The sequence below is a fragment of the Pantoea sp. paga genome, assembly GCF_007558755.1.
Classification (GTDB): Bacteria; Pseudomonadota; Gammaproteobacteria; order Enterobacterales; family Enterobacteriaceae; genus Pantoea; species Pantoea agglomerans.
The window spans coordinates 94416-120394 of sequence record NZ_VLTF01000011.1; the positions used below are offsets into that span (position 1 = coordinate 94416).

The following is a 25979-nucleotide window of genomic DNA, read 5'->3' on the forward strand; positions in this document are numbered from 1 at the left end:
CATGAACGATCAACGATTTGCCCGGATTCAGGCGATGCTGGCACTACGCCAGCACGATCTCACGGTCTGTATGGAGCAGGTGCATAAGCCGCACAATGTTTCCGCGGTGATCCGCACGGCGGACGCCGTCGGCATCCACGAAGTGCACGCCGTCTGGCCGAGCCAGCGGATGCGCACTCAGGCTTCCGCATCTGCCGGAAGCAACAGCTGGGTAAAAGTGGTCACCCATCCCACCATCGGCGATGCTGTAAAAGAGCTCAAACAACAGAAGATGCAGGTTTTAGCGACCCATCTCTCTGCCGATGCCGTGGATTTCCGTGAGATCGATTATACCCTTCCGACCTGCATCCTGATGGGCCAGGAAAAAACCGGCATCACCGAAGAAGCGCTGGCGCTGGCCGATCGGCAGATTGTGATTCCGATGGTGGGTATGGTGCAGTCGCTGAATGTCTCGGTCGCCTGCGCGCTGATCCTGTATGAAGCACAGCGGCAGCGGCAGAACGCGGGTCTGTACCTGCGCGACTACAGCCTGCTGGACGAAGATGAGCAGCAACGTCTGTTGTTCGAAGGCGGATTCCCGGTGCTGGCGCGGGTCGCAAAACAGAAAGGTTTACCCTATCCGCGCATCAATGCGCAGGGCGAAGTTGAAGCCGATCCCAGCTGGTGGGCAACCATGCAATCGACCGGTAAAAGAAGATGAAAGGCCGTCTGCTGGATGCCATCCCGCTCAGTACCCTGACCGGCGTCGGTGCCAGCCAGGCGGCAAAGCTGGCCAAAATTGACCTGCATACCATTCAGGATCTCCTGCTTCATCTCCCGCTACGCTACGAAGATCGTACCCAACTCTATGCCATTGATGATCTGCTGCCCGGTATCTGGGCCACAGTAGAAGGCGAAGTGCTGCACACAGATATCACCTTTGGTCGCCGCCGGATGATGGTGTGTCAGATTAGCGATGGCAGCGGCGTACTGACGATGCGCTTCTTTAATTTCAATGCCGGGATGAAGAACAACCTGTCGCCGGGCCGGCGCGTCACCGCGTATGGTGAAATTAAACGCGGTCAGCGTGGCGCTGAGATTATCCATCCCGAATACCGAATCCAGGGCGAACAGAGCAATGTGACGCTGGAAGAGACCTTAACGCCGGTTTATCCCACCACCGAAGGTATTCGGCAGGCCACGCTGCGTAATCTCACCGATCAGGCACTGACGCTGCTGGAGAGCTGCCCGATTGCCGAACTGCTGCCGCAGGAACTGAGCGGCGGTTTGATCAGCCTGCCAGATGCGCTCCGCACGCTGCATCGTCCACCACCCGATCTAAAACTCAGCGAGCTGGAGAGTGGTCGTCATCCGGCACAACGCAGATTGATTCTGGAAGAGCTGCTGGCGCACAACCTCAGCATGCTGGCGGTACGCGCCGGTGCTCAGCGCTATTACGCTTTACCGATGCTTCCCCGGCACAACCTTAGTGACCAGTTGCTGGCTGCGCTGCCCTTTTCACCGACCAATGCGCAGAAACGCGTGGTGGCGGAGATAGAGAAAGATCTGGCAAATGACTTTCCGATGATGCGGCTGGTGCAGGGTGACGTCGGCTCGGGTAAGACACTGGTCGCCGCGCTTTCGGCGCTGAACGTTATCGCACATGGTAAGCAGGTAGCCCTGATGGCGCCGACCGAACTGCTGGCTGAACAGCACGCCAGTAACTTCCGCCAGTGGTTTGCGCCGCTGGGCATTGAAGTGGGCTGGCTGGCCGGAAAACAGAAAGGCAAAGCCCGCCAGGCTCAGCAGGAAGCGATAGCCAGCGGTCAGGTGGCGATGGTGGTGGGCACACATGCCCTGTTTCAGGAGCAGGTGCAGTTCAACGGTCTGGCACTGGTCATTATTGATGAGCAGCATCGATTCGGCGTCCACCAGCGACTGGCGCTGTGGGAGAAAGGTGAGGAGCAGGGCTTCCATCCGCATCAGCTGATCATGACCGCCACACCAATTCCACGCACCCTGGCGATGACTGCTTATGCCGATCTCGATACCTCAACCATTGATGAGCTGCCGCCGGGACGTACACCGGTGACCACGGTGGCTATTCCCGATACCCGACGTGATGAGATTGTGGCGCGGGTTGAGCATGCCTGCCGTGAAGGGCGACAGGCCTACTGGGTCTGTACCCTGATTGAAGAGTCAGAATTGCTGGAAGCACAGGCGGCAGAAGCCAGCTGGGAATCCCTGAAAACTGCGCTGCCGGACTTAAACATCGGGCTGGTGCATGGCCGGATGAAGCCAGCGGAAAAACAGGCGGTAATGCAGGCGTTTAAAGCGAATGAACTGCAGCTGCTGGTGGCGACGACCGTAATTGAGGTCGGCGTGGACGTGCCGAATGCCAGCCTGATGATCATCGAAAACCCGGAGCGGTTAGGGCTGGCGCAGCTGCATCAGCTGCGGGGCCGTGTGGGTCGTGGTGCCGTGGCATCACACTGTGTACTGCTCTACAAAGCGCCGCTGAGCAAGACGGCGCAGAAGCGTTTACAGGTACTGCGCGACAGCAATGACGGCTTCGTCATTGCCCAGTTCGATCTGGAGATTCGCGGGCCGGGTGAACTACTGGGCACCCGTCAGACCGGCAATGCCGAATTTAAAGTGGCCGACCTGCTGCGCGATGCGGCGATGGTGCCCGAAGTTCAGCGTGTGGCGCGCCACATCCACCAGCATTATCCCGAGCAGGCCAGCGCATTGATTGAACGCTGGCTGCCAGAGAATACCCGTTATACCAACGTCTGAATGATCCCCATCTGATTCGGCTTTTTTATCCTCGCCGGGCAAACGATTGCTTTTAGCCTGCGGATGATTACAATCGCCACATTATTTTTTGGGAAGAACAGAAGATGTCCACTAATCCGCAGCCAGAACAGCCTTCCGCCACGCAAAGCGAACTGATTTATCGTCTTGAAGATCGTCCTCCCCTGCCGCAAACGCTGTTTGCCGCCGGTCAGCATCTGCTGGCGATGTTTGTCGCGGTCATTACCCCCGCGATTCTGATTTGTCAGGCGTTAGGGCTGCCCGCAGAGGATACCCGGCACGTGATCAGCATGTCGCTGTTTGCATCGGGTGTGGCATCACTGCTGCAAATCAAAACATGGGGACCGGTGGGTTCGGGCCTGCTGTCGATTCAGGGCACCAGCTTCAACTTCGTTACGCCCTTGATTATGGGCGGCATGGCGCTAAAAAATGGCGGCGCTGACGTGCCCACCATGATGGCGGCGCTGTTTGGCACGCTGATGGTCGCCTCCTGTACCGAAATGGTGCTGTCACGCGTATTGCACCTGGCGCGCCGGATCATTACGCCGCTGGTTTCCGGTATCGTGGTGATGATTATCGGCCTGTCGCTGATTCAGGTGGGGCTGACCTCCATTGGCGGCGGTTTCAGCGCAATTAACGATCATACTTTTGGTGCGCCGAAAAATCTGATGCTGGCAGGGGCTGTGCTGCTGGTGATCGTGCTACTTAACCGGCAGAAGAATCCCTACCTGCGCGTTGCCTCCCTGGTCATTGCCATGGCCGTGGGCTATCTGCTGGCCTGGGCGATGGGCATGCTGCCTGCCGCCGGCATCCCCACCGATCAGCCGCTGATCGTGGTGCCGACCCCGCTCTATTACGGGCTGGGCTTCGACTGGAATCTGCTCATCCCGCTGATGCTGGTGTTTATGGTGACCTCTCTGGAGACTATCGGCGATATCACCGCCACCTCGGATGTGTCAGAGCAGCCGGTCAGCGGCCCCCTCTATATGAAACGCCTGAAAGGCGGCGTGCTGGCGAATGGCCTCAACTCCTTTGTCTCCGCGCTATTTAATACCTTCCCGAACTCCTGCTTCGGTCAGAACAATGGCGTGATCCAGTTGACCGGTGTTGCCAGCCGCTACGTGGGCTTTGTTGTCGCGCTGATGCTGATTGTGCTGGGGCTGTTCCCGGCGGTCAGCGGACTGGTGCAGATGATCCCTGAACCGGTACTCGGCGGCGCCACCATTGTGATGTTCGGCACCATCGCCGCCTCGGGTGTTCGCATTGTGTCACGCGAGCCGCTTAACCGCCGTGCCATCATGATTATTGCGCTGTCGCTGGCGGTGGGCCTGGGCGTTTCCCAGCAGCCGCTGATCCTGCAGTTTGCGCCTGACTGGCTGAAAACCCTGCTCTCTTCCGGTATTGCGGCGGGCGGCATTACCGCTATCGTACTCAACCTGATTTTTCCGCCAGAGAAGTAAGGCCAGAGGCAGGCTTCGGCCTGCCTGCTAATTATTCGGATTTACATCCAGGCTGTTGAGCTGTAACGGTAATTCAGGCATAACAACCTCTCACCGGATTTAACTCGGGAAGGATGCTATGAAATTTATTGGAAAGTTTTTCCTCACCTTACTTTTGCTGCTGCTTTTCACCCTGGTCGTGATCTATGTTCTGTTGCAGACACAGTGGGGTGCAGGCTGGTTTAGCCGTTGGGTGAGTGACAAAACCGAATGGCATCTCTCCCTGAGTAAAATTGAACACAATTTCTCCTCTCCCTCTCACATCATTCTGGATGACTTCAGCTTTGGTCACGATGGACAGCCTGCAGTTCTGGTGGCGAAACGGGTCGATCTCGGTCTGGCACTGATTCAGTTCAGCGATCCGCTACATTTCAGCAGCCTTGAGCTGCGCGATGGAGAAGTGAATCTGGCCAATCTGGCAGCAGGCAGCGCGCTACCGATTCAGGCCGATCGCCTGCAACTCAACAATATGCGTATCGACAGCCCCAACAGCGCGTTACCGCTGTTTGCTCAGCAGGTGAATGGCGGCATCCTGCCGTGGAAACCCACTGCCCTTGATATGCTGGGTCGCGATGCCCGCTTCCAGATGAGTGCAGGCAGCATGACGCTGAATAATGTGCCGGGTGAAAACGTACTGATCCAGGGCAGTGTTTCCCAGGGTCGGATGCGCTTTGACAATATTGGTGCCGACCTGGCGCGTGGCTCTATGACCGGCAACGGTGAGCGCGATGCCAAGGGCAACTGGAAAATTAATCAGCTGCGACTGAACGACATCCGTCTGCAGACCACCAGCAGCCTGAAAGATTTTCTGCATAGCCTGCAGGTTGTCCCCTCTATTGCCATTACGCGACTCGACATGACCGATGCCCGCCTGCAGGGGCCTGACTGGGCGGTAACGGATCTGGATTTGACGCTGAGAAACGTTAACTGGCAGGGTGATGACTGGCAGAGTAACGATGGTTCGCTGGCGCTGAATGCCAGCAATTTTATCAACGGTGGATTCGAACTAAATGACCCCATCGTTAACCTGGACTTCTCACCGCAGGGCGTGGCGCTGACGCAGTTCAGTTCACGCTGGGCGAATGGGGTGATTCGGGCTGACGGTGACTGGTCGCGTAGCGATAAACGCCTGACACTGAAAAACCTGGCGGTGGCCGGACTGGAATATACCCTGCCGCAGGACTGGCGCGACCGCTGGCAGGCGACACTGCCCGCGTGGCTGGATAGCGTAGCGGTGACGCGCTTCACCTCTAATCGCACCCTGATTATCGATATCAATCCGGCTTTTCCCTTCCAGCTGACCTCACTGGATGGATCCGGTGAAAACCTGCTGCTGGCGCAGCAGCAGCAGTGGGGGATCTGGTCGGGTAAGCTCAGCCTGAACGCGGCAGAATCAACCTTTAATCGCACCGACCTGCGTCATCCGTCGATTGCGCTGAGCGCTGACCAGCAGCAGATTCAGGTTACGGAGCTGAGTGCGTTCAGTAATAAGGGTCTGCTCGAAGGAACGGCCACCGTAGGCCAGCAGCCAGCCCGTCCGCTGACGCTGCAACTGACAGGTCGTGCTGTGCCGGTGAATGTGTTGCAGAACTGGGGATGGCCCGCACTGCCGTTAACCGGTGACAGCAATATGCAACTGCAGCTGAGCGGTGCATTAACCGCCAATCAGCCGCTGCGCCCGACGGTTAATGGCAGTTTGTCGGTGACAACCGACAGTCAGCAACTGCAGCAGACCATGCAGGCAGGCGAGGTACATTGATAACATTAAGGGCCGCAGATGCGGCCCTTATGATTAGTTGATACGCGCGCCGGAACCCCCCTCTTCCAGCGGCCCATCCGGATCGGCGGGCAGGACGATATAGACCCCTTCAAACACAGCGCCACACTCATCATTGCCAAAAAGCTCGACCTCAAGCTGCACACGCGCTTTACGCCCGCGCGCCAGGCGGTCGAGATCGCCGCTTAATGAGCCCAGGTCGGCAATCGCGCCAGGCCGTCCGCTGATGGGGTGGCTGTAGCGAATGTGCGCATCCGCCAGAATAATGGTGCCACCCAGATGACGCTCGCGCAGCAGCAACCAGATTAATCCCCAGCCGGTCAGCGTTGCCAGCGAAAACAGGCTGCCAGCGAACAGCGTCTGGTGTGGATTCTGGTTGCCCGCTTCAGGCATGGTGGTGATAAATTTTTGCCCGGTAAACTGCAGAATACGAACGCCCATCTTCTCGCTGAGCGGGATATGATCATACCAGGCCTGTTGCAGCTGACCGCACCAGTCGGCGCGATGTAGGATATCGTCAAGCGTGACGACCGGTTTGATCATCAAAAAGTGACGAACCGGCGTCGTCTGCGGCGCGGTAATCTCGCCCTGATTGATGTAGCCGAGTTTAGCGAAGAAAGCGACAGCATCTTCGCGGGCGCTGCAGGTTACCCGCTTAGCCCCTTCCTGACGCGCCACGGATTCCAGCGTCATCGCCACCAGAGTACCCAGTCCCTTGCCCTGAACCGAAGGATGAACGGCCATGAAGCGGATAGCGGCCTCATTGTCGGCATTAATATAGAGACGGCCGATGGCGACCGGATTTCCCTGCTCATCAACCACCATCTGATGATGCGCCAGCGCATCCCAGGCGTCACGTTCCGACCCCTGCGGCTGACGCAGAGGTTTACGCAACATCTCCCAGCGGAACTGATAATAGATATCCAGCTCTTCCGCCGTCTGTGGCACGCGAAGGTGATACATGTAATGTTTCTCCCGCTCGGATGTGTGGCCTGTTCCCTGCCGCTCAGCTGACGTTCTCAAACCTGTAACCAGAACGTCACAGGACCATCATTCACCAGCGAGACCTGCATATCCGCAGCAAAACGGCCATTAGCCGTGGTGATGCCCTGCTTGCGACAGCAGTCGCTGAAATATTCATACAGCCGCTCGGCTTCAGCGGGCTCGGCGCCACCCGAAAAGGAAGGACGCATCCCTTTTTGGGTATCTGCGGCCAGCGTAAACTGTGACACCACCAGCACGCTTCCACCCGCCTGGCGAACACTCAGGTTCATTTTGCCCTGCTCATCACTAAAGATGCGATAGCCCAATACGCGTTCTGCGAGACGTTCCGCACGCGCGTTGTCATCGCCCTTTTCCACGCCCAGCAAAACCAGTAAACCGGCATCGATTTCACCGACCACTTCCTGATTGACGCTGACGCTGGCGCGCTGTACGCGTTGAATCAATGCAATCATGTTTCCTCGCGTTGCTCCTCTTTGTGTTGCTGCTTTAACTGCCGATAGTCGGCTAACGCAACGGTTATTTCAGCGCCTAACAACACAATACACCAGGTCCAGTAGACCCAGAGAAACAGAATGGGGATCACGGCCAGTACGCCGTAGATCAGCTGATAAGAGGGGAACATAGTAACATAGAGCGCAAAGCCCTTTTTGCCCAGCTCAAACAGCGCACCGGCAACCAGCGCGCCAATCAGCGCATCGCGCGGCGGCACTCGCTGGGTAGGAACGATGCTGTAGAGCAACCAGAAGGCGAGCCACGACAGCAGGAGCGGGAAAATTCGCAGCATCTGATCGACCAGGCTGGTGACGCCTGTCGCGTTAATCCAGCGCAGCGACAGCAGATAAGAGCTGATTGCCAGACTGGCTCCGGCCAGTAACGGGCCAAGTGTCAGGATCATCCAGTAGACCGCAAAGGAATAGACCATCGGCCGCTTCTTGTTGCTGCGCCAGATGGTGTTTAACGCGGTATCGACGGAATGCATCAGCAGTAAGGCGGTAACAATCAGGCCGACCGCTCCGACCGCCGTCATCCGGTTTACGTTAGCTACAAACTGCTCAAGATAGCGTTGCAGCGTGTTACCTGCAGCCGGCATCAGATTGGTAAAGACAAAGTGCTTCAACTGCACGCTGATATCTGAAAAGACCGGAAACGCCGCAAACAGGGCAAACACCACCGCAATCAGCGGCACCAGCGCCAGCAATGAGACATAAGCCAGATTACCGGCCTGGGTCGTCATGCCATCCTCATCAATGCGTTTCCACAACAGCTTAAGCCACAACCAGAACGCATGCAGCCCGGGACGAAATTTACGTGACATCATGAATTACTGTTGACCTGCAAACCAGTTGGGTACCGTTTTACTGTCAGTAACCAGTACACTTTCAATACCCAGGGCGCGGGCCGCCTCAATGTTCTGTGGATTATCGTCAAAAAATACCGCCTGATCGGCTGCCACACCTTCTGCGTCCAGCACATGCTGGTAAATGCGGGCTTCCGGTTTACGCATGCCCAGCTGCTGGGAGAGATAGAGCTTGTCGGCTGCCTGCTGCACGTCCGGATACTGCGTTGGCCAGAATTCGCAATGCAGTTTGTTGGTGTTAGAGAGAATCACCACCCGATGACCTTCCAGCCGCAGCCGGTTCATCAGCGCCAGGATTTCCGGACGCACGTCAACGAATACCGCCTGCCAGCCAGCGGCAAACTGTTCATAGCTCAGCGCGATTTCCAGCTTTTCACACAGCGCCAGCGCGAAATCTTCATCGCTGATCTCGCCACGTTCGTGTTGTTCAAACGCCTCATCCATCTGGAAATGGCTTTGCAGCGAGGCCAGCGGCACACGACTAAGGTCACTCCAGACACCCAGCACGCGGTTAAAGTCGATATCGATAATCACATTGCCCAAATCAAAGATATACAGCATGGTGTGTCTCCTTCTGTTCCCTGGAGTATTCACTCTAGCGGCAAAAGGGCAGGCTGAACAGGCACTCGCGGAGAGAAAAGCGTAAACGGCAGCGGGCAGCTAAAAAGCGCGACATATCCCACAAATAATCGCTGGCCCGGCTGAAGAGGCAGGAATTTCAGGCAAAAAAAAAGCCCCGCAGGCGGGGCTCTTTATCAGCTAAAGGCGCAATTATGCGTCTTTAGGACCACGTGATGCACGTTTACGGTCGTTTTCAGTCAGGTGACGTTTACGGATACGCACTGACTGTGGTGTAACTTCTACCAGTTCGTCATCATCGATGAACTCGATCGCCTGCTCAAGGGTCATCTTGATTGGCGGAACCAGCGTCGTGGCTTCATCAGTACCTGAAGCACGCATGTTGGTCAGTTTCTTACCGGTCAGGCAGTTAACTGTCAGGTCGTTAGAACGGCTGTGAATACCGATGATCTGGCCTTCATAGACTTCTGCACCGTGACCCAGGAACAGCTTACCGCGGTCCTGCAGGCTGAACAGTGCAAACGCAACTGCTTTACCCTGACCGTTGGAGATCAGTACGCCGTTCTGACGCTGGCCCACTTCGCCCGCACGAATGTCATCGTAGTGGCTGAAGGTAGAGTAGAGCAGACCGGTACCGGAAGTCATGGTCATGAATTCGTTACGGAAGCCGATCAGGCCACGGCTTGGGATCACGTAGTCGAGACGTACGCGACCTTTGCCATCCGGATCCATGTTTTTCAGATCGCCCTTACGCTCACCCATGGCTTGCATGACTGAACCCTGGTTGTTCTCTTCGATATCCAGCGTAACGTTCTCGAATGGCTCCTGTTTACGGCCATCGATTTCGCGGAAGATAACTTTCGGACGGGATACCGCCAGTTCGAAACCTTCACGACGCATGTTTTCGATCAGAACTGACAGGTGAAGCTCACCACGACCTGATACGCGGAACGCGTCAGCATCTTCGGTTTCTTCAACGCGCAATGCCACGTTGTGAACCAGTTCTTTGTTCAGACGCTCAAGGATCTGACGTGAAGTCACGTACTTACCTTCTTTACCGCAGAACGGTGAGGTGTTGACGTTAAAGAACATGGTAACTGTTGGCTCATCGACGCTCAGTGCTGGCAGCGCCTGCACATTCTGTGGATCACAGATGGTGTCAGAGATGTTCAGCTCGCCCAGACCGGTGATAGCAATGATATCGCCCGCTTCTGCCAGGTCGCTGTCGATACGCTCAAGACCCAGGTGAGTCAGGACTTTACCGACTTTACCGTTACGGGTTTTGCCTTCGCTATCGATGATAGTGACTTGCTGGTTAGGCTTAACTTTACCGCGCTTGATACGGCCGATGCCGATCACGCCGAGGTAGTTGTTGTAGTCCAGCTGAGAGATTTGCATCTGCAGTGGGGCGTCAGCCTCAACCTGCGGAGGTGCAACGTGGTCGACGATCGCCTGATACAGCGGGGTCATATCGTCAGCCATGTCGGTGTGCTCAAGACCTGCAATACCATTCAGCGCAGAGGCGAAAATGATAGGGAAGTCGAGCTGCTCATCAGTAGCATCCAGGTTAACGAACAGGTCAAATACCTGATCAACAACCCAATCCGGACGCGCACCAGGGCGGTCTACTTTGTTGATAACCACAATCGGCTTCAGACCATGCGCGAACGCTTTTTTGGTCACGAAGCGGGTTTGCGGCATAGGGCCATCCATCGCATCTACAACCAGCAGCACCGAGTCCACCATGGACATGACGCGCTCAACTTCACCACCGAAGTCGGCGTGTCCCGGGGTATCAACGATGTTGATACGGTAGTCATTCCACTTAATGGCGGTGTTTTTTGCGAGGATGGTAATCCCACGCTCTTTCTCCAAATCATTGGAGTCCATCACGCGCTCTGTTGCTTCGGTACGGGCATCAAAAGTACCGGATTGTTGCAGCAGTTTGTCAACCAGGGTGGTCTTTCCATGGTCAACGTGCGCGATGATGGCGATGTTACGCAAATTTTCGATCACAGCTTTGCCTCAGGCATTAGAAATAGCGCGTTATTGTACACTGATTAAGCGGAAGACTGAACACGATCACACTTTTCACTGAAAGTTTATTGCATGGAGGCCAATTTGCCCTGTTACCGGTGCAGAAAATGCACTAAGTTGGTCTGATGCACCAAAACAGTGCCACCAGATGGCCGTTTAGCACCACAGTGGTGCAATAAAACGATCATGGTGCAGCCGCTTTATGACAAAAAGGTGCACCACAAGGCGATTTAAGCAACATCAAAAAAGTTGGCACAGAATTCGCTTTATCTAAATCAAGCGTAAACGCCAGACAGATGTCGGTTGAAGAGCGTGCCGGAAGAGGTAGGTCAGGGAGTTGTTTTCCCGCAACGTATTCCGGAAACGACGTTTCCTCGCCATGTAGATAATGAAAGACCATTTCCAGGAGAGTTGAGTATGTCCGCTGAACACGTTCTCTCGATGATGAACGAGCATGAAGTTAAGTTTGTTGACCTGCGTTTTACCGATACCAAAGGTAAAGAACAGCACGTTACGATCCCTGCTCACCAGGTTAACGCTGACTTCTTCGAAGAAGGCAAAATGTTCGATGGTTCGTCTATTGGCGGCTGGAAAGGCATTAACGAATCAGACATGGTGCTGATGCCTGACGCCACCACGGCGGTCATGGATCCTTTCTTCGAAGATTCTACGCTGATCATCCGTTGTGACATCCTCGAGCCAGGCACCATGCAGGGCTACGACCGCGATCCACGCTCTATCGCTAAGCGCGCTGAAGATTTCCTGCGCTCTTCCGGTATCGCTGATACCGTGCTGTTTGGACCAGAACCAGAATTCTTCCTGTTCGATGACATCCGTTTCGGCTCATCGACGTCCGGTTCACACGTTGCTATCGACGATATCGAAGCGGCATGGAACACCGGTAAAGAGTACGAAGGCGGTAACAAAGGTCACCGTCCAGGTCTGAAAGGCGGCTACTTCCCGGTTCCACCGGTTGACTCATCACAGGACATCCGTTCTGCCATGTGTCTGACCATGGAGCAGATGGGCCTGGTCGTTGAAGCGCATCACCACGAAGTGGCGACCGCGGGTCAGAACGAAGTGGCAACCCGCTTCAATACCATGACCAAAAAAGCGGACGAAATTCAGATCTACAAATATGTGGTTCACAACGTTGCGCACGCTTACGGCAAAACCGCGACCTTTATGCCGAAGCCTATGTTTGGCGACAACGGTTCAGGCATGCACTGCCATATGTCACTCTCCAAAGGTGGCCAGAACCTGTTTGCCGGCGATAAGTACGGCGGCCTGTCTGAAATGGCGCTGTTCTACATCGGCGGTATCATCAAGCACGCTAAAGCGATCAACGCCCTGGCGAACCCGACCACCAACTCTTACAAGCGTCTGGTCCCGGGTTACGAAGCACCGGTTATGCTGGCTTACTCTGCCCGTAACCGTTCAGCCTCAATCCGTATTCCGGTTGTTGCCAGCCCGAAAGCGCGTCGTATCGAAGCGCGCTTCCCGGATCCAGCGGCTAACCCATACCTGGCGTTCACCGCACTGCTGATGGCTGGCCTGGATGGCATCATCAACAAAATCCATCCTGGCGATGCGATGGACAAAAACCTGTATGACCTGCCACCGGAAGAAGAAGCTGAGATTCCAAAAGTTGCAGGCTCTCTGGAAGAAGCGCTGAATGCACTGAACGAAGACCGCGAGTTCCTGACCCGCGGCGGTGTATTCACTGACGAATCGATCGATGCTTACATCGAACTGCGTAAAGCAGAGATGGATCGCGTTCGCATGACGCCACACCCGGTTGAGTTCGAGCTCTACTACAGCGTTTAACTGGTCAGACGTTTTTTGTTGCCGTGGAAACTTTTAGCCCATCTTCGGATGGGCTTTTTTCTCCGCGAATTCACCGTTCATTCGCCCTCTTTTCGGCTTAAAGACTAAAATGCACCTCTTTAGTGCAGAGGAACGTTGTATGGCAACTGGCTCTCTGCCCGATGCAGGGCAGATTCTCAACGCGTTAATCAACAGTATTTTGTTGGTGGATAACGATCTGGTTATTCATTACGCCAACCCGGCGGCGCAGCAATTACTGGCGCAAAGCTCACGCAAATTGTTCGGCACGCCGTTACCGGAATTAACCGGCTACTTTTCGCTGAATATCGAGGTGATGCGCGAGAGTCTTGAGGCTGGCCAGGGATTTACTGACAGTGAGGTCACGCTGGTGGTAGATGGTCGCGCACACATTATGTCGCTGACTGCCCAGCGGTTACCCGATGGCTTAATCCTGATGGAAATGGCGCCGATGGATAATCAGCGTCGTCTCAGTCAGGAGCAGTTACAGCATGCCCAGCAGGTGGCCGCTCGCGATCTTGTTCGCGGCCTGGCCCATGAGATTAAAAATCCGCTGGGAGGATTACGCGGCGCGGCACAGCTTTTATCCCGCGCCCTGCCCGATCCCTCGCTGAATGAATATACCAAAGTCATTATTGAACAGGCCGATCGGTTGCGGAATCTGGTTGATCGTCTGCTGGGGCCGCAGCAGCCGGGCATGCACATCACGCAGAGCATTCATCAGGTGGCCGAACGGGTGGTCAATCTGGTGTCGATGGAGCTGCCGGAGAATGTCTCGCTGGTACGGGATTATGATCCCAGCCTGCCGGAACTGCCGCACGATCCCGATCAGATTGAACAGGTGCTGCTTAACGTGGTGCGCAATGCGCTTCAGGCGCTGGGCGACGATGGCGGCACCATTATTATCCGCACCCGCACGGCTTTCCAGCTGACGCTGCACGGCACGCGTTATCGCCTGGTGGCACGTATTGATATTGAAGATGATGGCCCCGGCATTCCGGCCCAGCTGCAGGATACGCTGTTTTATCCGATGGTCAGCGGACGCGAAGGCGGTACCGGTTTAGGCCTCTCCATCGCCCGTAGCCTGATTGATCAACATTCAGGAAAAATAGAATTTAACAGTTGGCCGGGACACACCGAATTCTCGGTTTACCTGCCTATTCGCCAGTGAGGTTTCTATGCAACGAGGGATAGTCTGGATCGTCGATGACGATAGCTCCATCCGCTGGGTGCTTGAACGCGCGCTCACTGGAGCCGGTTTGAGCTGTGCGACTTTTGACAGCGCAAGCGAGGTGCTGGATGCCCTCTCAACCAAGACCCCGGACGTTTTACTGTCAGACATTCGCATGCCCGGTATGGATGGCCTGGCGCTGCTGAAACAGATTAAGCAGCGTCATCCGATGCTTCCGGTCATCATAATGACGGCGCATTCTGATCTGGACGCTGCCGTCAGTGCCTATCAGCAGGGTGCCTTTGATTACCTGCCTAAGCCGTTCGATATTGATGAAGCGGTTGCGCTGGTCGAGCGTGCTATCAGCCACTATCAGGAGCAGCAGCAGCCACGTAATCAGCCGGTCAGCGGACCCACCACCGATATCATCGGTGAAGCGCCCGCGATGCAGGATGTGTTCCGCATCATCGGACGATTATCGCGCTCGTCGATCAGTGTGCTGATCAACGGCGAGTCCGGTACCGGTAAAGAGCTGGTGGCCCATGCGCTGCATCGCCACAGCCCGCGCACCAAAGCGCCCTTTATCGCGCTCAACATGGCGGCGATCCCCAAAGATTTAATTGAATCAGAACTGTTTGGTCACGAAAAAGGCGCCTTTACCGGGGCGAACCAGATCCGTCAGGGCCGTTTTGAGCAGGCGGATGGCGGCACGCTGTTTCTGGATGAGATCGGTGATATGCCGCTGGATGTGCAGACCCGTCTGCTGCGCGTGCTGGCCGATGGCCAGTTCTATCGCGTTGGTGGCTATGCGCCGGTCAAAGTGGATGTGCGTATTATCGCGGCGACCCACCAGAATCTGGAATTACGTGTACAGGAAGGCAAGTTCCGTGAGGATCTGTTTCACCGCCTGAATGTGATTCGTGTGCATCTGCCGCCGCTGCGTGAGCGTCGTGAGGATATCCCGCGTCTGGCGCGTTATTTCCTGCAGGTGGCGGCGCGTGAGCTGGGTGTGGAAGCGAAGATTCTGCATCCGGAAACCGAGACAGCGTTAACCCGACTGCACTGGTCAGGAAACGTGCGTCAGCTGGAGAACACCTGTCGCTGGCTGACCGTGATGGCTGCGGGTCAGGAAGTCCTGATTCAGGACCTGCCCGGAGAACTGTTTGAATCCAGTACGCCGGAGAATCCGGTGCAGTCGCTGCCTGACAGCTGGGCAACGCTGCTGGCACAGTGGGCCGATCGCGCTCTGCGTTCCGGTCATCAGAATCTGCTGTCAGAAGCACAGCCGGAGATGGAGCGAACGCTGCTCACCACTGCGCTGCGTCATACGCAGGGCCACAAACAGGAAGCGGCACGTTTGCTGGGCTGGGGACGAAACACGCTGACGCGCAAGCTCAAAGAGCTGGGCATGGAATAAGCGGTTCAGTACGGGCTGGTGCAGTCTGCCAGCCCGTTTCTTCAGATAACGCGGGAGAACTGCTGCTGACGCGCTTTCTGACGCAGATAGCGATCAAAGCACATGCAGATATTGCGGATCAGTAACCGGCCAATCCCCGTCACCTCCAGCCCCGTAGCGGTTTGTTCCACCAGCCCATCAGCTATCAACGGTTTCAGCAGCGCCAGATCCTCAGCAAAATAGTCGCCAAAGCGAATGCCCCACTGTGCTTCTGTCGCGGCAAAATTCAGCGAGAAGTTACAAATCAGCGTTTTTATCACTTCACGACGCAGGCAATCATCGTCGATTAAGGCGATGCCACGCCACAGGCCATTTCCCTGCTGTTCCACACAATTGTACCAGGTATTAAGGTCTTTCTGGTTCTGCGCATAACTGTCGCCAATCATGCTGATGGCAGAGACGCCAAGCCCCAGCAAATCGCTGTCGCCCTGCGTCGTATATCCCTGGAAATTGCGATGCAGCTGCCCTTTGCGCTGCGCGATGGCCAGTTCATCCTGCGGCTTCGCAAAGTGATCCATTCCAATGAACTGGTAGCCCTGCTGAGTCAGGGTTGCGATGGTCTGCTGTAAAATATCCAGCTTTTGCTGAGCCGATGGCAGTTCATCCTCTTTGATTTTACGCTGTGCCGCGAACATCGCCGGCAGATGCGCATAGTTAAAGACGCTAAGACGATCCGGGCTCAGCGCCAGTACACGCTCCAGCGTCCAGGCGAAGCTGGCGGGCGTCTGCAGGGGTAAACCATAGATCAGGTCAATGCTGGTCGAGCTGAACCCCTGTTCACGGGCACGCGCCATCAGACCGAAAATCACCTCTTCATCCTGTACCCGGTTAACCCGCTCCTGCACCGATTTGTTGAAGTCCTGCACCCCCATGCTCAGACGATTAAATCCCAGCGATCGCAGGTGATCAATCACATCCAGCTCAATTTCCCGGGGATCCACTTCGATCGACATTTCGGCATCATCGGCCACGCTGAAATGCTGCTTCAGTAAGCCCACCAGCCGGGAAATCTGCGCATTGTCGAGGAAAGTTGGCGTGCCGCCGCCCCAGTGAAGCTGCGTGACCTGACGCTGACGAAACAGCGGCGCACGCTGAATAATCTCCTGCTCAAGCACATCCAGATAGCGGTCCGCTTTGTGGCGCTGACGCGTCACTATCTTATTGCAGCCGCAGAAGTAACAGAGACGATGGCAGAAGGGAATATGGACATAGAGCGACAGCGGACGATCAGGGTAACGCGCCACGGCACGCTGGAAGTCGTTTTCGGCGTACTGCTCGCTGAACTCCAGCGCAGTGGGATAGGAGGTGTAACGCGGGCCGGCATAATTGTACTTTTCAATTAACGCCTGATCCCACTCAATCTGCTGCGATGGCATGCTCACTCCTTCCGGGAACGTCGTCTGAGAGAAGGTCGCGAAGAAGAGGAGACAAAAGGTGAGCGGGATGAGACCCGACGTAAACGTTGCTTCAGACGCGACAGGCGTCGTAGTTTAAACAATAACCACAGCAGATAACATGTCGCCAGCAGCGCGAAAATTGATCCAGGCCAAAACATTGTCGTTTACCTGTTAAGCGCGGCATGCGGATAACGCATGCCGATCAAATTTGCTTAGTTGCCTTTCAGCAGACGGTACATATCTTCTTCAGCCTGCTCATCTTCGGCATCATCCATCACAATGCCTAACTGCTCCATCAGTTCGTCGATACGATCCAGCGAGGCATCCAGCCAGCCCTGATCTTCAGCCGACAGCGTTTCACCATTTTCCAGGCGATCCAGCAACGTATCCAGACGTTCGTCATTTTCCAGCTTCGCCAGCTCTTCTTCTGGTGTCAGACGCACTTTCTTCTCTGCTGCCGGTTTTTCTGCGCTTTTCTTTGGTTTAACGGCGGCGGTTTTTCCTTCAGCGATCAGGGCCACCGGTTTTTTACTCCCAATGCGCGGATCTTTCACGCTGTCCGCCTGACGTCCGCCATTGTTTTCGGACGCAGCCGGATTAGCACGGCTGCCAGATGCATGTCCGCGATGCTTTTTATCACGTTTGCGATCGCGTGCTTCATGGTTGATATCGTCACGCGATTTGCGTTTGGCTTTGACGGCAGGTTTGCCGTTAGCAGCTCGTGCAGGTTGCTTCATAGTATTCGGTCCCGGCTTTTTTATTCAGTATAGAATTGCGGCGAAATCTAGCAGAAAGTAGACAAAGAAAAAAGGCGACAGCTCAAGCTGTCGCCTTATTTCATACCTTCATAAGAAGGAATCATGTTTTAAATCCTTTTCGGCTCGTAACATCCCGGTTAATCCCGCGCCTGCTCAACTCCTGAGCTATTCCTTATCCCTGTCTGGCCGCATCCCTGACCCTTTTCCATTCCATCGCTCATAACCCTCCTGGTATCCCTGAGCGCATCATCCTGATGTGTGCTGCCGTGCACTGCACACTAATGTAGACCAACTGGTAAAAGCCTCAAGTCAGTGTCAAAAATAGTTAGTTCAAAAAAAGAACGATTAACATTAAGGCATTGAATTACATATTTTTTTATTTTTAGTAATTAAAGTAAAAAGCGAAATAACCCGCACCATTAATGGCAAATCTCTTACAAAGTTTGTTACCGAGATGCGATTGAGCACTTTCGCGTCATAACGCGTATAATCGCCCGCATTGCCTTAATGCGTTTTCTGGAGTGTCACCTTGTCTGAATTGAATTATCACGTTACCCACTTTGTCATGAGCGCGCCGGATATCCGCCATCTGCCTGCCGATACCGGAATTGAAGTGGCTTTCGCTGGCCGCTCGAACGCGGGAAAATCGAGTGCGCTGAATACGTTAACCAATCAGAAGGGTCTGGCGCGTACCAGTAAAACGCCGGGACGTACGCAGCTGATTAACCTGTTTGAAGTGAAAGAAGGTAAGCGTCTGGTCGACCTTCCCGGTTACGGTTATGCCGAAGTCCCGGAAGAGATGAAGCTGAAGTGGCAGCGCGCGTTAGGTGAATACCTGCAAAAACGTCAGGCGCTGAAAGGACTGGTTATCCTGATGGATATCCGCCATCCGCTGAAAGATCTCGACCGGCAGATGATTCAGTGGTCAGTGGAAAGTGGCATTCCGGTGCTGTTGCTTCTCACTAAAGCAGACAAACTGGCCTCAGGTGCCCGTAAAGCGCAGCTCAATGTCGTGCGTGAAGCCGCTCTCGAATTTGTTGGTGATGTGCAGGTAGAACTCTTCTCATCACTGAAGAAAATCGGCGTGGATAAGGTTCGTCAGAAGCTGGACAGCTGGTTTAATACGCTTGAACCGGCGGTTGAAGATCAGGACGCGGAAGAGTGAGTGGAAACCCTGTGCCGGTGACGCTGACGGTACAAAAAGCCCAATAAAAAACGCCCCAGTCACAGAATGACTGGGGCGGCTAAATTCAGCCAAATCCGATTACGTGAAGTAAAAGGTCTGAAAGATAGAACATCTTACCTCTGTACCCTACGCGACGAACTTTACCTGATTTTCTGTGCGTGACAAAGGCTTTTTTGTTGCTTACTTACATCAAACAGGACTTTTTTTACCATGCACGTCACAAAAATAGCGTTGTGATGTAGTTTAATGACGAAAAAAGTGTTTAGCAGATAAGCAGTTAGAAAAGCGCTTTCTCTCAGTGCCAGCGTTGACCGCGCTAAACCGGTCAACTAAACGATTTTCTTATACCTGATTCAGGGCCGATTCTGTTCTTCAGAACCGACCACACGCATCGAATCAGTGGGCTTCATCCCAGTTGTCACCCACACCGACCTCAACCAGTAAAGGTACGTCGAGCTGTACGCTACCTTCCATCAACGCACTGATTTTCTGGCTCGCCTCTTCAACCGCCTCGGCTTTAACTTCGAACACCAGTTCATCGTGAACCTGCATGATCATTCTGACGGCATTGTCGTTTTGCTGTTCCAGCCAGTTATCCACGGCAATCATTGCCCGCTTAATGATATCCGCTGCCGTTCCCTGCATCGGCGCATTGATCGCGGCACGTTCAGCGGCTTTCCGGCGAATGGCGTTACCGGATTTAATATCGGGCAGCCACAGCCGACGGCCTTCCAGCGTTTCGACATAGCCTTTACTCGCCGCCAGCTGGCGTGTGTTCTCCATATAGCGCAGGACGCCCGGATAGCGTTCAAAGTAGAGATCCATATACTTTTTCGCTTCACCCGCACCGATATTCAGCTGACGCGACAGACCAAAGGCGCTCATGCCATAAATCAGACCAAAGTTGATCGCTTTGGCGCTGCGACGCTGTTCGCCGCTGACCTTATCCAGCGCCACGCCAAACACTTCGGATGCCGTCGCGCGGTGGATATCTTCGCCCTGGGCAAAAGCGTCCAGCAATCCTTTGTCCTGAGAGAGATGCGCCATGATACGCAGTTCGATTTGTGAATAGTCTGCCGCCACAATGCGATGGCCTTTGGCCGCAACAAATGCCTGACGGATTCGGCGTCCTTCATCATTACGCACCGGAATGTTTTGCAGATTCGGATCGGCAGAGGATAAGCGTCCGGTTGCGGTGACGGCCTGATGATAAGAGGTATGTACCCTGCCACTGATCGGATTAATCATCAGCGGTAATTTATCCGTGTAAGTAGACTTAAGTTTGGATAAGCCGCGATGCTCCAGAATCACTTTGGGCAACGGATAATCAAGTGCCAGCTCGGCTAACACCTCTTCGCTGGTTGACGGCGCGCCGCCTGGTGTTTTCTTCGTGGGTTTGATGCCCTGTTTTTCAAACAGGATCACCTGAAGCTGCTTGGTGGATGAGAGGTTAAAGGGTTCCCCCGCCAGCTCATGCGCTTTTAACTCAAGCTCAGCCAGTCGGGCCGTCAGCTCTTTCGAGTGCTGCGCCAGAATAGACTGATCGATCAGCACACCGTTGCGCTCTATGCGGGAAATCACCGTCAGTAACGGCATCTCAATCTGTTCGAAGACTTTTTTCGGTCCCGCTTCTTTCTCCAGCTCTGGCCACATCTTCAGATGCAGCTGCAAAGTCACATCTGCATCTTCGGCAGCGTAATGGGATGCCTGCTCTAACGCGATTTGATTGAACGTCAGCTGATTTTTACCTTTACCGGCGATCTCCTGGAAGGTCACGGTTTTATGGTTAAGCCAGCGAGCGGCCAGGCTATCCATGTCATGTTTGCCCACCACGCTGTTGAGGATATAGGACTCAAGCATGGTGTCGAATTTGATACCGGCCAGCTCAATGTCGTAGTTCTTCAGTACGCCGCGATCGTATTTCAGGTTCTGGCCAACTTTCCAGGCGCTCTCATCTTCCAGCAGGGGCTTAAGCTGTGCCAGAACGGTGGCGCGATCCAGTTGATCAGGCGCATCAAGATAGTCATGGGCAACCGGCAGATAGGCGGCTTCACCGGGCGCCACCGCGAAGCTGATGCCGACGATGTTAGCGCTCAGGGTATCCAGCGCGTCGGTCTCCAGATCAAACGCAAAGACTTCGCTGTTTTTCAGCTTCTCCAGCCAGCTATCAAAGAGATCCTGATCCAGAATGGTGACATAACCCTCGGTCGGTAACACGCTGCTGGTTTCAGCCACCGGGGCCGGTTCATCAGCCAGCGCTTTTTGCGCCTGCGTAGTGCTCTTTTTGCCCTGCAGCCATTTACCGTCCTGCAGGTCACTCAGCCAGCGTTTGAACTCGTAACGACTGAACAGGGTCTGCAATGCCTCTGTATCGGGTTCAGTGACTGTGAGCTCTTCACAGGGCAGCGCCAGCTCAACGTCTGTCTTAATGGTCGCCAGCTGATAAGAGAGAAACGCCACATCACGATTCTGCTCAAGTTTGGTCGCCATGGTTTTGGCACCACGAAATCCGAGATCGGCCACTTTGTCCAGATTGTCATAGATCGTCTGCATGCTGCCCAGCCCCTGCAGCAACGCCTGTGCCGTTTTCTCACCGACGCCTGGCACGCCAGGAATGTTATCGGAGCTATCACCCATCATGGCAAGGAAATCGATGATCAATGCGGGTGGAACACCATATTTCTGCTCAACCTCTTCTGGTCCCAGAATGGTGTTGCTCATGGTGTTAATCAGCGTGATGGCGGGCGTGACCAGCTGCGCCATATCTTTGTCGCCGGTGCTGATCAGCACTGAGAGACCCTTTTTTTCCGCTTCCAGCGCCAGCGTACCGATGACATCATCAGCCTCGACGCCGCTCACAGCCAGCAACGGCAGCCCCATCGCCCGCACCATCTCATGCAGAGGCTCAATTTGTGCACGGAGCTCGTCAGGCATGGGGGGACGGTGAGATTTGTAATGCTCAAACAGCTCGTCTCTGAAGGTTTTGCCTTTGGCATCGAACACCACAGCAACGTGACTCGGATTGTATTGCGCCAGCAGGCTTTTCAGCATGTTGAGCACGCCGTACATGGCGCCAGTGGGTTCACCTGCACTGTTGGTCAGCGGCGGAAACGCGTGATACGCGCGATAAAGATAGGATGAGCCATCGACCAGAATCAGGGGATTTTCTGCTATTTGCGCCATAAGTCTGTGTAGTCTTCGTTGCTATGAGTTGGGCTATAAGGATGCCACAACCAGGCAGAAATGGTGAACTAAGGCGTGCCACGTCTGGTGTTTTTCACGCTTTTGGGGACAGGATCGCAACGATCGTTCTGTGGATAACTTTGTGCGTAAAAATTATAACGCGCTGTTTTTCAGGAAAATAAATAATCGGCACCTGAATAAAAATCATAAATTTCATTGGCTTATTTAATTTCCGTGACCCGATCGCTATTTTTAATAGCGCGATCCCTTGTGTGGATATTAAATTTATGCCCTGGAGATGGACAAAAATTGGCCCGTTGTTCAAAGGCATAAAAAAAACGCCAGCAGAGCTGGCGTTTAACGGGGTGTGAGGCTGATTACTTCTGGCTTACCAGGAATTTAACCACGTTCGCATAGTCCGCGACGAAATTATCCATAGAGCTGGTATCCAGACCGCCGTTGTTAACCATGTATTTGCCGTTCACGAAAATAGCAGGCACACCACGCAGATCAACATCAGCAGCGGCTTTTTGCTGCTGCGCAACCAGCGCTTTTACGGCGAAGCTGTTCCAGGCAGCATCATAGTCAGCTGCGGAAATACCGGCCGCTTTGACAAAGGTCTCTTTCAGACTGGCAGGATCGGTGATGGTCTGCGTTTTCTGAATGCCATCGAAGATCGGTGCTGTCACTTTATCTTCAACGCCCAGCGCCATCGCGACAGCCCAGGCCTGGGTCACGACCGGCCCCAGATCTCCACCGAGAAAATCGACGTGGTATTTCACCATTTTAGTTTCAGCAGGCAGATTCTTTTTCACCGCGTCATTGACGTGATAAATACGTTCAAACTGATAGCAGTGCGGGCAGAAGAAGGAGAAGAACTCCATCACCTGAGGTTCGCCGGCCACAGGTTTAGGCAGACTCACATATTGTTTACCTTCAGTGAACTGGGCAGCAGATGCGCTGAATGCCAGCACTAAACCCATCAGTGCAAACCAAATTTTTTTCATCGTGAAAAATTCTCCTGACTACGTCATTAATATTGCGGTGTCAGCTGCAGAGGAGGTTCCTGCAACAGCTTCTCCTGCTCGGTAAAGAGTGAAATTTGCCTGCGCCAGAAATCTTCATCTGTCATCCAGGGGAAAGCGCGCGGAAAAGCGGGATCCTGCCAGCGTCGGACAACCCAGGCCAGATAATAAACCATGCGCATGGCGCGTAAAGGTTCAATCAGTGACAATTCATTAATATCAAAATCACTGAACTCACTGTACGCCTCCAGCAGTATATCCCATTGAATTCGCTGTTCCTGACGATCGCCGCTGATCAGCATCCAGAGATCCTGCACAGCAGGGCCATTACGGGCATCATCCAGATCGACAAACAGCGGTCCGTCACGCCACAGGATATTACCCGGATGGCAGTCGCCATGTAATCGTAGCGGCTGCCACGTGGTGTGCCACTGTTGTTGCAGCGTGTTTCCCAGCTTATCGATAGCCTGTAGCAGTGCAACTTTAAGCGATGCAGGCACTAACAGAGAGTGCTCCAGCACCTGCCGGGGTTCATGCAGATATTCATCCAGACCGATGGCAGGCCGATGCCTGAACAGCGCTTTACGCCCGGTCTGATGAATGCGGCCCAGGAAGCGGCCTACCCACTCCATCTGATCTTCGTTATCTGTCTCATATTGCCGTCCGCCCAGGCTGGGGAATACGGCAAAGAAGAAGCCAGCGTGACTGTGCAATGTCTCACCCTTTAACCGCAGCGGCGCCGCGATGGGCACTTCGTCAGCCAGCAGATCAAGTGCGTACTGATGTTCTTCAGCAATCTGTTCGGCACGCCAACGCTGTGGGCGATAAAACTTCGCAACATAGCGGCGTTTTTCGTCGTCGCTGAATTGATAAACCCTGTTCTCATAGCTGTTCAGGGCTGTCAGACCCGATTCGACGCGAATTCCTGTTTCCCAGAGCGCATCAAGCAACACGTCGGGATTCAATGTCTGGAAATTAAAAGCAGCGTCGCTCATCATGTTACCTGTAGTTGCCCTTGCAAATAGCAGCCAAGGATAACACTACTCGTCCTGTTTAATGACACCCCGTGCGCGGAGCAGTGCTGTTTTGAAATCAACTTCATAGTCTTTTTTCAGGCCTGGGATCTCATCATCGCTGGCTGAGTCACGCATCCTGAGATGGTAAATTAATACATCATCGGTTAATTCACTTAATGGGCCACGGAAACCAGATTCCTGAGCCAGTTTCTGTAAAAATGTGACCAGATTAAGATCAGGCTCTTTTTGCCAGGCGGGTTGCAGCAACGCGATTAACTCGTTTAAACGATGGCATTTCATTCAGATTCCTCCTTTCACAGTGCGTCATCAGCGAGGGCACAGTCATGACAATGTTAAGCGGCATCATTCTGGCCGGTGGTCAGGGCCGCCGTATGGGTGGTCAGGACAAAGGGTTAGTACAGCTGGATGGCAGGCCGCTTTATCAGCATGTCCTTGAACGGCTCAGGCCACAAGTCGACATTGTCATGATTAATGCGAATCGTAATATTGATCGCTATCAGTTAAGCGGATGTCGGGTTATTAAGGATGTTTTTGATGATTATCCCGGTCCGCTGGCCGGGATCTACAGTGGGTTGCGTGAGATTGAAGGGGAATGGGCGGTATTCAGCGCCTGCGACACCCCCGCTATCCCGCTCAACTTCGTGGAGCGGCTGATGCAACAACGAGGCGATGCCCCCGCAGTGTGGGTGCGCTCACAAACCCGGGATCATCCTACTCTGGCGCTTATTCATCGCGATCTCCGTACGCCACTCGGTGAATACCTGCAGGCTGGTGAGCGTCGCCTGATGCAGTTCCTGCGCGATCAGGGTGGACATGCGGTGCTGCTGGATGATGATGAATCGCTATTCCTGAATGTGAATACGCCTGATGACCTTAGGGACTATCCTGCCGGCAATATGCCGGACGGAAATGGTCGTCAGCCAGCATAATGTAAAGTCCAGTAGCAGAAGATCCAGCCCGATAGTAACAATTAACGGGACGTCCTTATTTTTGCAAAAAAAAGAGCTTTTTTTATCTCTGGATGACGATGGCTACAGTTATTCGTGGAATAAGAGTCGCTGAGCATTCTCAGCCATTGCAACATCGGATGACTGATTACCAGTAAAATAGCTTCAGACAGGGATAGAGAAAAAAGGGGCAGCACGCCTGATATTTAAAATGGCAGGTGATACCCCGGACGATCAGAGCATTATCAGCCAGCGTTCAAAATATTTGTCCAGACTGAATCTGCGCGTGCCATGGAATCAGCAGTACCTTCCGCAGCACCGACTACCAGACCAAAAACAACGCCCCAAATGCCACCAAACAGGCCGCCTAAAACACCCTGTGCTGGAGCCAGGATTCCACTGGTTACGCCATTAGTATTAGCAGAGATGTTCCAGCCCGCCCATGCAACGCCCATTCCGCCAGCAAACATTCCGATAACTGCACCACCGATGCTGTCTAAGATCCCAGTAGAGGCGGCACCTGATACTAATTCTGTTTCAGCAACAGTCAGTTCTTTCATTTTAATCTTCCTTAAATTAATTAATGCTTAATAGAAATCCATCGGAGACATTTAATTAAATGTCGAAATTAGTTTCAATCAAGCACTAAAAAATGTAAATAGAATAAAATCCATTCATTCTAAATGCTATGCGTTAGTCCTGTTAGCAGGTTTATTATCATATTAGCTTAATAAGTTGGTAACTTATTAAGCTATAAATTTCAAAAACTTTGTATCTGCTAGTCTTTATTTTATATTTTGATCTAATGATTATTATAGTTTCCGGTATTTATCAGGTTACTGGTAATTCAAAAAGGAAATGAAGAAACATGGAGGCTACCGGAGCAGGCTTACAGGTCAAGTTTTCAGCTTAACGTGGCAAAGTGCA

The 25979-nt window shown here is 53.8% G+C and carries 21 protein-coding genes; 9 read left to right on the forward strand and 12 right to left on the reverse strand.

Going from position 1 to position 25979, the window contains the following annotated elements; genetic code table 11:
• Nucleotide 1 precedes the first annotated feature (1 nt).
• From trmH to FOV68_RS21880, 4 genes are all read left to right on the forward strand, one after another.
• Nucleotides 2-700 (forward strand): tRNA (guanosine(18)-2'-O)-methyltransferase TrmH, encoded by a 699-nt coding sequence (gene trmH, locus FOV68_RS21865; RefSeq protein WP_031591913.1) that lies wholly within the window; start codon nucleotides 2-4, stop codon nucleotides 698-700.
• Entirely contained in the window at nucleotides 697-2775 is a 2079-nt protein-coding gene (gene recG / locus FOV68_RS21870; protein ID WP_010258417.1) for an ATP-dependent DNA helicase RecG, read from the forward strand. Before trmH ends, recG begins: the two co-directional genes overlap by 4 nt.
• A 104-nt stretch (nucleotides 2776-2879) precedes the next feature.
• Entirely contained in the window at nucleotides 2880-4253 is a 1374-nt protein-coding gene (locus FOV68_RS21875; RefSeq protein ID WP_010258420.1) for an NCS2 family protein, read from the forward strand.
• A 118-nt stretch (nucleotides 4254-4371) separates the two neighbouring features.
• Nucleotides 4372-6051: an AsmA family protein gene (locus FOV68_RS21880; protein WP_143991541.1), complete on the forward strand. Its 1680-nt coding sequence runs from the start codon at nucleotides 4372-4374 to the stop codon at nucleotides 6049-6051.
• A gap of 33 nt (nucleotides 6052-6084) precedes the next feature.
• On the opposite strand, the gene fabY is transcribed toward FOV68_RS21880, so the two are convergent.
• The 5 genes from fabY to typA form a co-directional block, all read right to left on the reverse strand.
• A complete protein-coding gene (fabY, locus tag FOV68_RS21885; protein ID WP_010258423.1) occupies nucleotides 6085-7032 on the reverse strand; it encodes a fatty acid biosynthesis protein FabY in 948 nt (315 codons plus the stop codon).
• A 56-nt stretch (nucleotides 7033-7088) separates the two neighbouring features.
• Nucleotides 7089-7526 (reverse strand): D-aminoacyl-tRNA deacylase, encoded by a 438-nt coding sequence (gene dtd / locus FOV68_RS21890; protein WP_022624890.1) that lies wholly within the window; start codon nucleotides 7524-7526, stop codon nucleotides 7089-7091.
• Nucleotides 7523-8392 carry a virulence factor BrkB family protein gene (locus FOV68_RS21895; RefSeq protein WP_010672108.1) on the reverse strand — a complete coding sequence of 290 codons (870 nt, stop codon included), beginning with the start codon at nucleotides 8390-8392 and terminating at the stop codon, nucleotides 7523-7525. Before FOV68_RS21895 ends, dtd begins: the two co-directional genes overlap by 4 nt.
• A gap of 3 nt (nucleotides 8393-8395) precedes the next feature.
• Nucleotides 8396-8992, reverse strand: coding sequence for a glucose-1-phosphatase (gene yihX / locus FOV68_RS21900; RefSeq protein ID WP_039387160.1), 597 nt, complete (start codon nucleotides 8990-8992; stop codon nucleotides 8396-8398).
• Nucleotides 8993-9202: 210 nt separating this feature from the next.
• Nucleotides 9203-11026, reverse strand: coding sequence for a ribosome-dependent GTPase TypA (gene typA / locus FOV68_RS21905; protein WP_010258429.1), 1824 nt, complete (start codon nucleotides 11024-11026; stop codon nucleotides 9203-9205).
• Between the two features lie 438 nt (nucleotides 11027-11464).
• Between typA and glnA the strand changes: the two genes are divergently transcribed.
• From glnA to glnG, 3 genes are all read left to right on the forward strand, one after another.
• On the forward strand, nucleotides 11465-12874 hold the full coding sequence (glnA, locus tag FOV68_RS21910; RefSeq protein ID WP_010258434.1) for a glutamate--ammonia ligase: 1410 nt from the start codon (nucleotides 11465-11467) through the stop codon (nucleotides 12872-12874).
• Between the two features lie 139 nt (nucleotides 12875-13013).
• Nucleotides 13014-14063, forward strand: coding sequence for a nitrogen regulation protein NR(II) (gene glnL, locus FOV68_RS21915; RefSeq protein WP_008926971.1), 1050 nt, complete (start codon nucleotides 13014-13016; stop codon nucleotides 14061-14063).
• A gap of 7 nt (nucleotides 14064-14070) precedes the next feature.
• Nucleotides 14071-15480, forward strand: a complete 1410-nt coding sequence (gene glnG, locus FOV68_RS21920; RefSeq protein ID WP_010258440.1) for a nitrogen regulation protein NR(I) — start codon at nucleotides 14071-14073, stop codon at nucleotides 15478-15480.
• Nucleotides 15481-15521: 41 nt separating this feature from the next.
• Here glnG and hemN read toward each other — a convergent pair whose 3' ends face one another.
• Together hemN and yihI are read right to left on the reverse strand one after the other, a co-directional pair.
• Nucleotides 15522-16895: an oxygen-independent coproporphyrinogen III oxidase gene (hemN, locus tag FOV68_RS21925; RefSeq protein ID WP_143991542.1), complete on the reverse strand. Its 1374-nt coding sequence runs from the start codon at nucleotides 16893-16895 to the stop codon at nucleotides 15522-15524.
• A 233-nt stretch (nucleotides 16896-17128) separates the two neighbouring features.
• Nucleotides 17129-17653: a Der GTPase-activating protein YihI gene (yihI, locus tag FOV68_RS21930; protein ID WP_031591925.1), complete on the reverse strand. Its 525-nt coding sequence runs from the start codon at nucleotides 17651-17653 to the stop codon at nucleotides 17129-17131.
• A gap of 550 nt (nucleotides 17654-18203) precedes the next feature.
• On the opposite strand from yihI, the gene yihA reads away from it, so the two are divergent.
• Complete coding sequence (yihA, locus tag FOV68_RS21935; protein WP_010258448.1) at nucleotides 18204-18839, forward strand: ribosome biogenesis GTP-binding protein YihA/YsxC; 636 nt, start codon at nucleotides 18204-18206, stop codon at nucleotides 18837-18839.
• Nucleotides 18840-19256: 417 nt separating this feature from the next.
• Here the strand turns inward: yihA and polA are convergent, their stop codons facing one another.
• From polA to FOV68_RS21960, 4 genes are all read right to left on the reverse strand, one after another.
• Complete coding sequence (gene polA, locus FOV68_RS21940; RefSeq protein ID WP_143991543.1) at nucleotides 19257-22043, reverse strand: DNA polymerase I; 2787 nt, start codon at nucleotides 22041-22043, stop codon at nucleotides 19257-19259.
• Between the two features lie 377 nt (nucleotides 22044-22420).
• Nucleotides 22421-23050 carry a thiol:disulfide interchange protein DsbA gene (dsbA, locus tag FOV68_RS21950; RefSeq protein WP_039387151.1) on the reverse strand — a complete coding sequence of 210 codons (630 nt, stop codon included), beginning with the start codon at nucleotides 23048-23050 and terminating at the stop codon, nucleotides 22421-22423.
• A gap of 26 nt (nucleotides 23051-23076) precedes the next feature.
• A complete protein-coding gene (locus FOV68_RS21955; protein WP_010258460.1) occupies nucleotides 23077-24063 on the reverse strand; it encodes a serine/threonine protein kinase in 987 nt (328 codons plus the stop codon).
• A 45-nt stretch (nucleotides 24064-24108) separates the two neighbouring features.
• Complete coding sequence (locus FOV68_RS21960) at nucleotides 24109-24384, reverse strand: YihD family protein (protein ID WP_143991544.1); 276 nt, start codon at nucleotides 24382-24384, stop codon at nucleotides 24109-24111.
• A gap of 44 nt (nucleotides 24385-24428) precedes the next feature.
• Between FOV68_RS21960 and mobA the strand changes: the two genes are divergently transcribed.
• Nucleotides 24429-25034 (forward strand): molybdenum cofactor guanylyltransferase MobA, encoded by a 606-nt coding sequence (mobA, locus tag FOV68_RS21965; protein ID WP_143991545.1) that lies wholly within the window; start codon nucleotides 24429-24431, stop codon nucleotides 25032-25034.
• A gap of 263 nt (nucleotides 25035-25297) precedes the next feature.
• On the opposite strand, the gene FOV68_RS21970 is transcribed toward mobA, so the two are convergent.
• Entirely contained in the window at nucleotides 25298-25612 is a 315-nt protein-coding gene (locus FOV68_RS21970) for a hypothetical protein (protein ID WP_010672113.1), read from the reverse strand.
• Nucleotides 25613-25979: the final 367 nt, after the last annotated feature.

What these genes read in the sequence shown, in the direction of transcription:
- FOV68_RS21955 (WP_010258460.1), bottom strand. Translation starts at nt 24,063, where the DNA reads ATGAGCGACGCTGCTTTTAATTTCCAGACATTGAATCCCGACGTGTTG.
- glnL (WP_008926971.1), top strand. Translation starts at nt 13,014, where the DNA reads ATGGCAACTGGCTCTCTGCCCGATGCAGGGCAGATTCTCAACGCGTTA.
- FOV68_RS21970 (WP_010672113.1), bottom strand. Translation starts at nt 25,612, where the DNA reads ATGAAAGAACTGACTGTTGCTGAAACAGAATTAGTATCAGGTGCCGCC.
- FOV68_RS21880 (WP_143991541.1), top strand. Translation starts at nt 4,372, where the DNA reads ATGAAATTTATTGGAAAGTTTTTCCTCACCTTACTTTTGCTGCTGCTT.
- trmH (WP_031591913.1), top strand. Translation starts at nt 2, where the DNA reads ATGAACGATCAACGATTTGCCCGGATTCAGGCGATGCTGGCACTACGC.
- yihX (WP_039387160.1), bottom strand. Translation starts at nt 8,992, where the DNA reads ATGCTGTATATCTTTGATTTGGGCAATGTGATTATCGATATCGACTTT.
- FOV68_RS21895 (WP_010672108.1), bottom strand. Translation starts at nt 8,392, where the DNA reads ATGATGTCACGTAAATTTCGTCCCGGGCTGCATGCGTTCTGGTTGTGG.
- recG (WP_010258417.1), top strand. Translation starts at nt 697, where the DNA reads ATGAAAGGCCGTCTGCTGGATGCCATCCCGCTCAGTACCCTGACCGGC.
- FOV68_RS21875 (WP_010258420.1), top strand. Translation starts at nt 2,880, where the DNA reads ATGTCCACTAATCCGCAGCCAGAACAGCCTTCCGCCACGCAAAGCGAA.
- fabY (WP_010258423.1), bottom strand. Translation starts at nt 7,032, where the DNA reads ATGTATCACCTTCGCGTGCCACAGACGGCGGAAGAGCTGGATATCTAT.
- polA (WP_143991543.1), bottom strand. Translation starts at nt 22,043, where the DNA reads ATGGCGCAAATAGCAGAAAATCCCCTGATTCTGGTCGATGGCTCATCC.
- dsbA (WP_039387151.1), bottom strand. Translation starts at nt 23,050, where the DNA reads ATGAAAAAAATTTGGTTTGCACTGATGGGTTTAGTGCTGGCATTCAGC.
- FOV68_RS21960 (WP_143991544.1), bottom strand. Translation starts at nt 24,384, where the DNA reads ATGAAATGCCATCGTTTAAACGAGTTAATCGCGTTGCTGCAACCCGCC.
- dtd (WP_022624890.1), bottom strand. Translation starts at nt 7,526, where the DNA reads ATGATTGCATTGATTCAACGCGTACAGCGCGCCAGCGTCAGCGTCAAT.
- yihI (WP_031591925.1), bottom strand. Translation starts at nt 17,653, where the DNA reads ATGAAGCAACCTGCACGAGCTGCTAACGGCAAACCTGCCGTCAAAGCC.
- glnA (WP_010258434.1), top strand. Translation starts at nt 11,465, where the DNA reads ATGTCCGCTGAACACGTTCTCTCGATGATGAACGAGCATGAAGTTAAG.
- glnG (WP_010258440.1), top strand. Translation starts at nt 14,071, where the DNA reads ATGCAACGAGGGATAGTCTGGATCGTCGATGACGATAGCTCCATCCGC.
- mobA (WP_143991545.1), top strand. Translation starts at nt 24,429, where the DNA reads ATGACAATGTTAAGCGGCATCATTCTGGCCGGTGGTCAGGGCCGCCGT.
- hemN (WP_143991542.1), bottom strand. Translation starts at nt 16,895, where the DNA reads ATGCCATCGCAGCAGATTGAGTGGGATCAGGCGTTAATTGAAAAGTAC.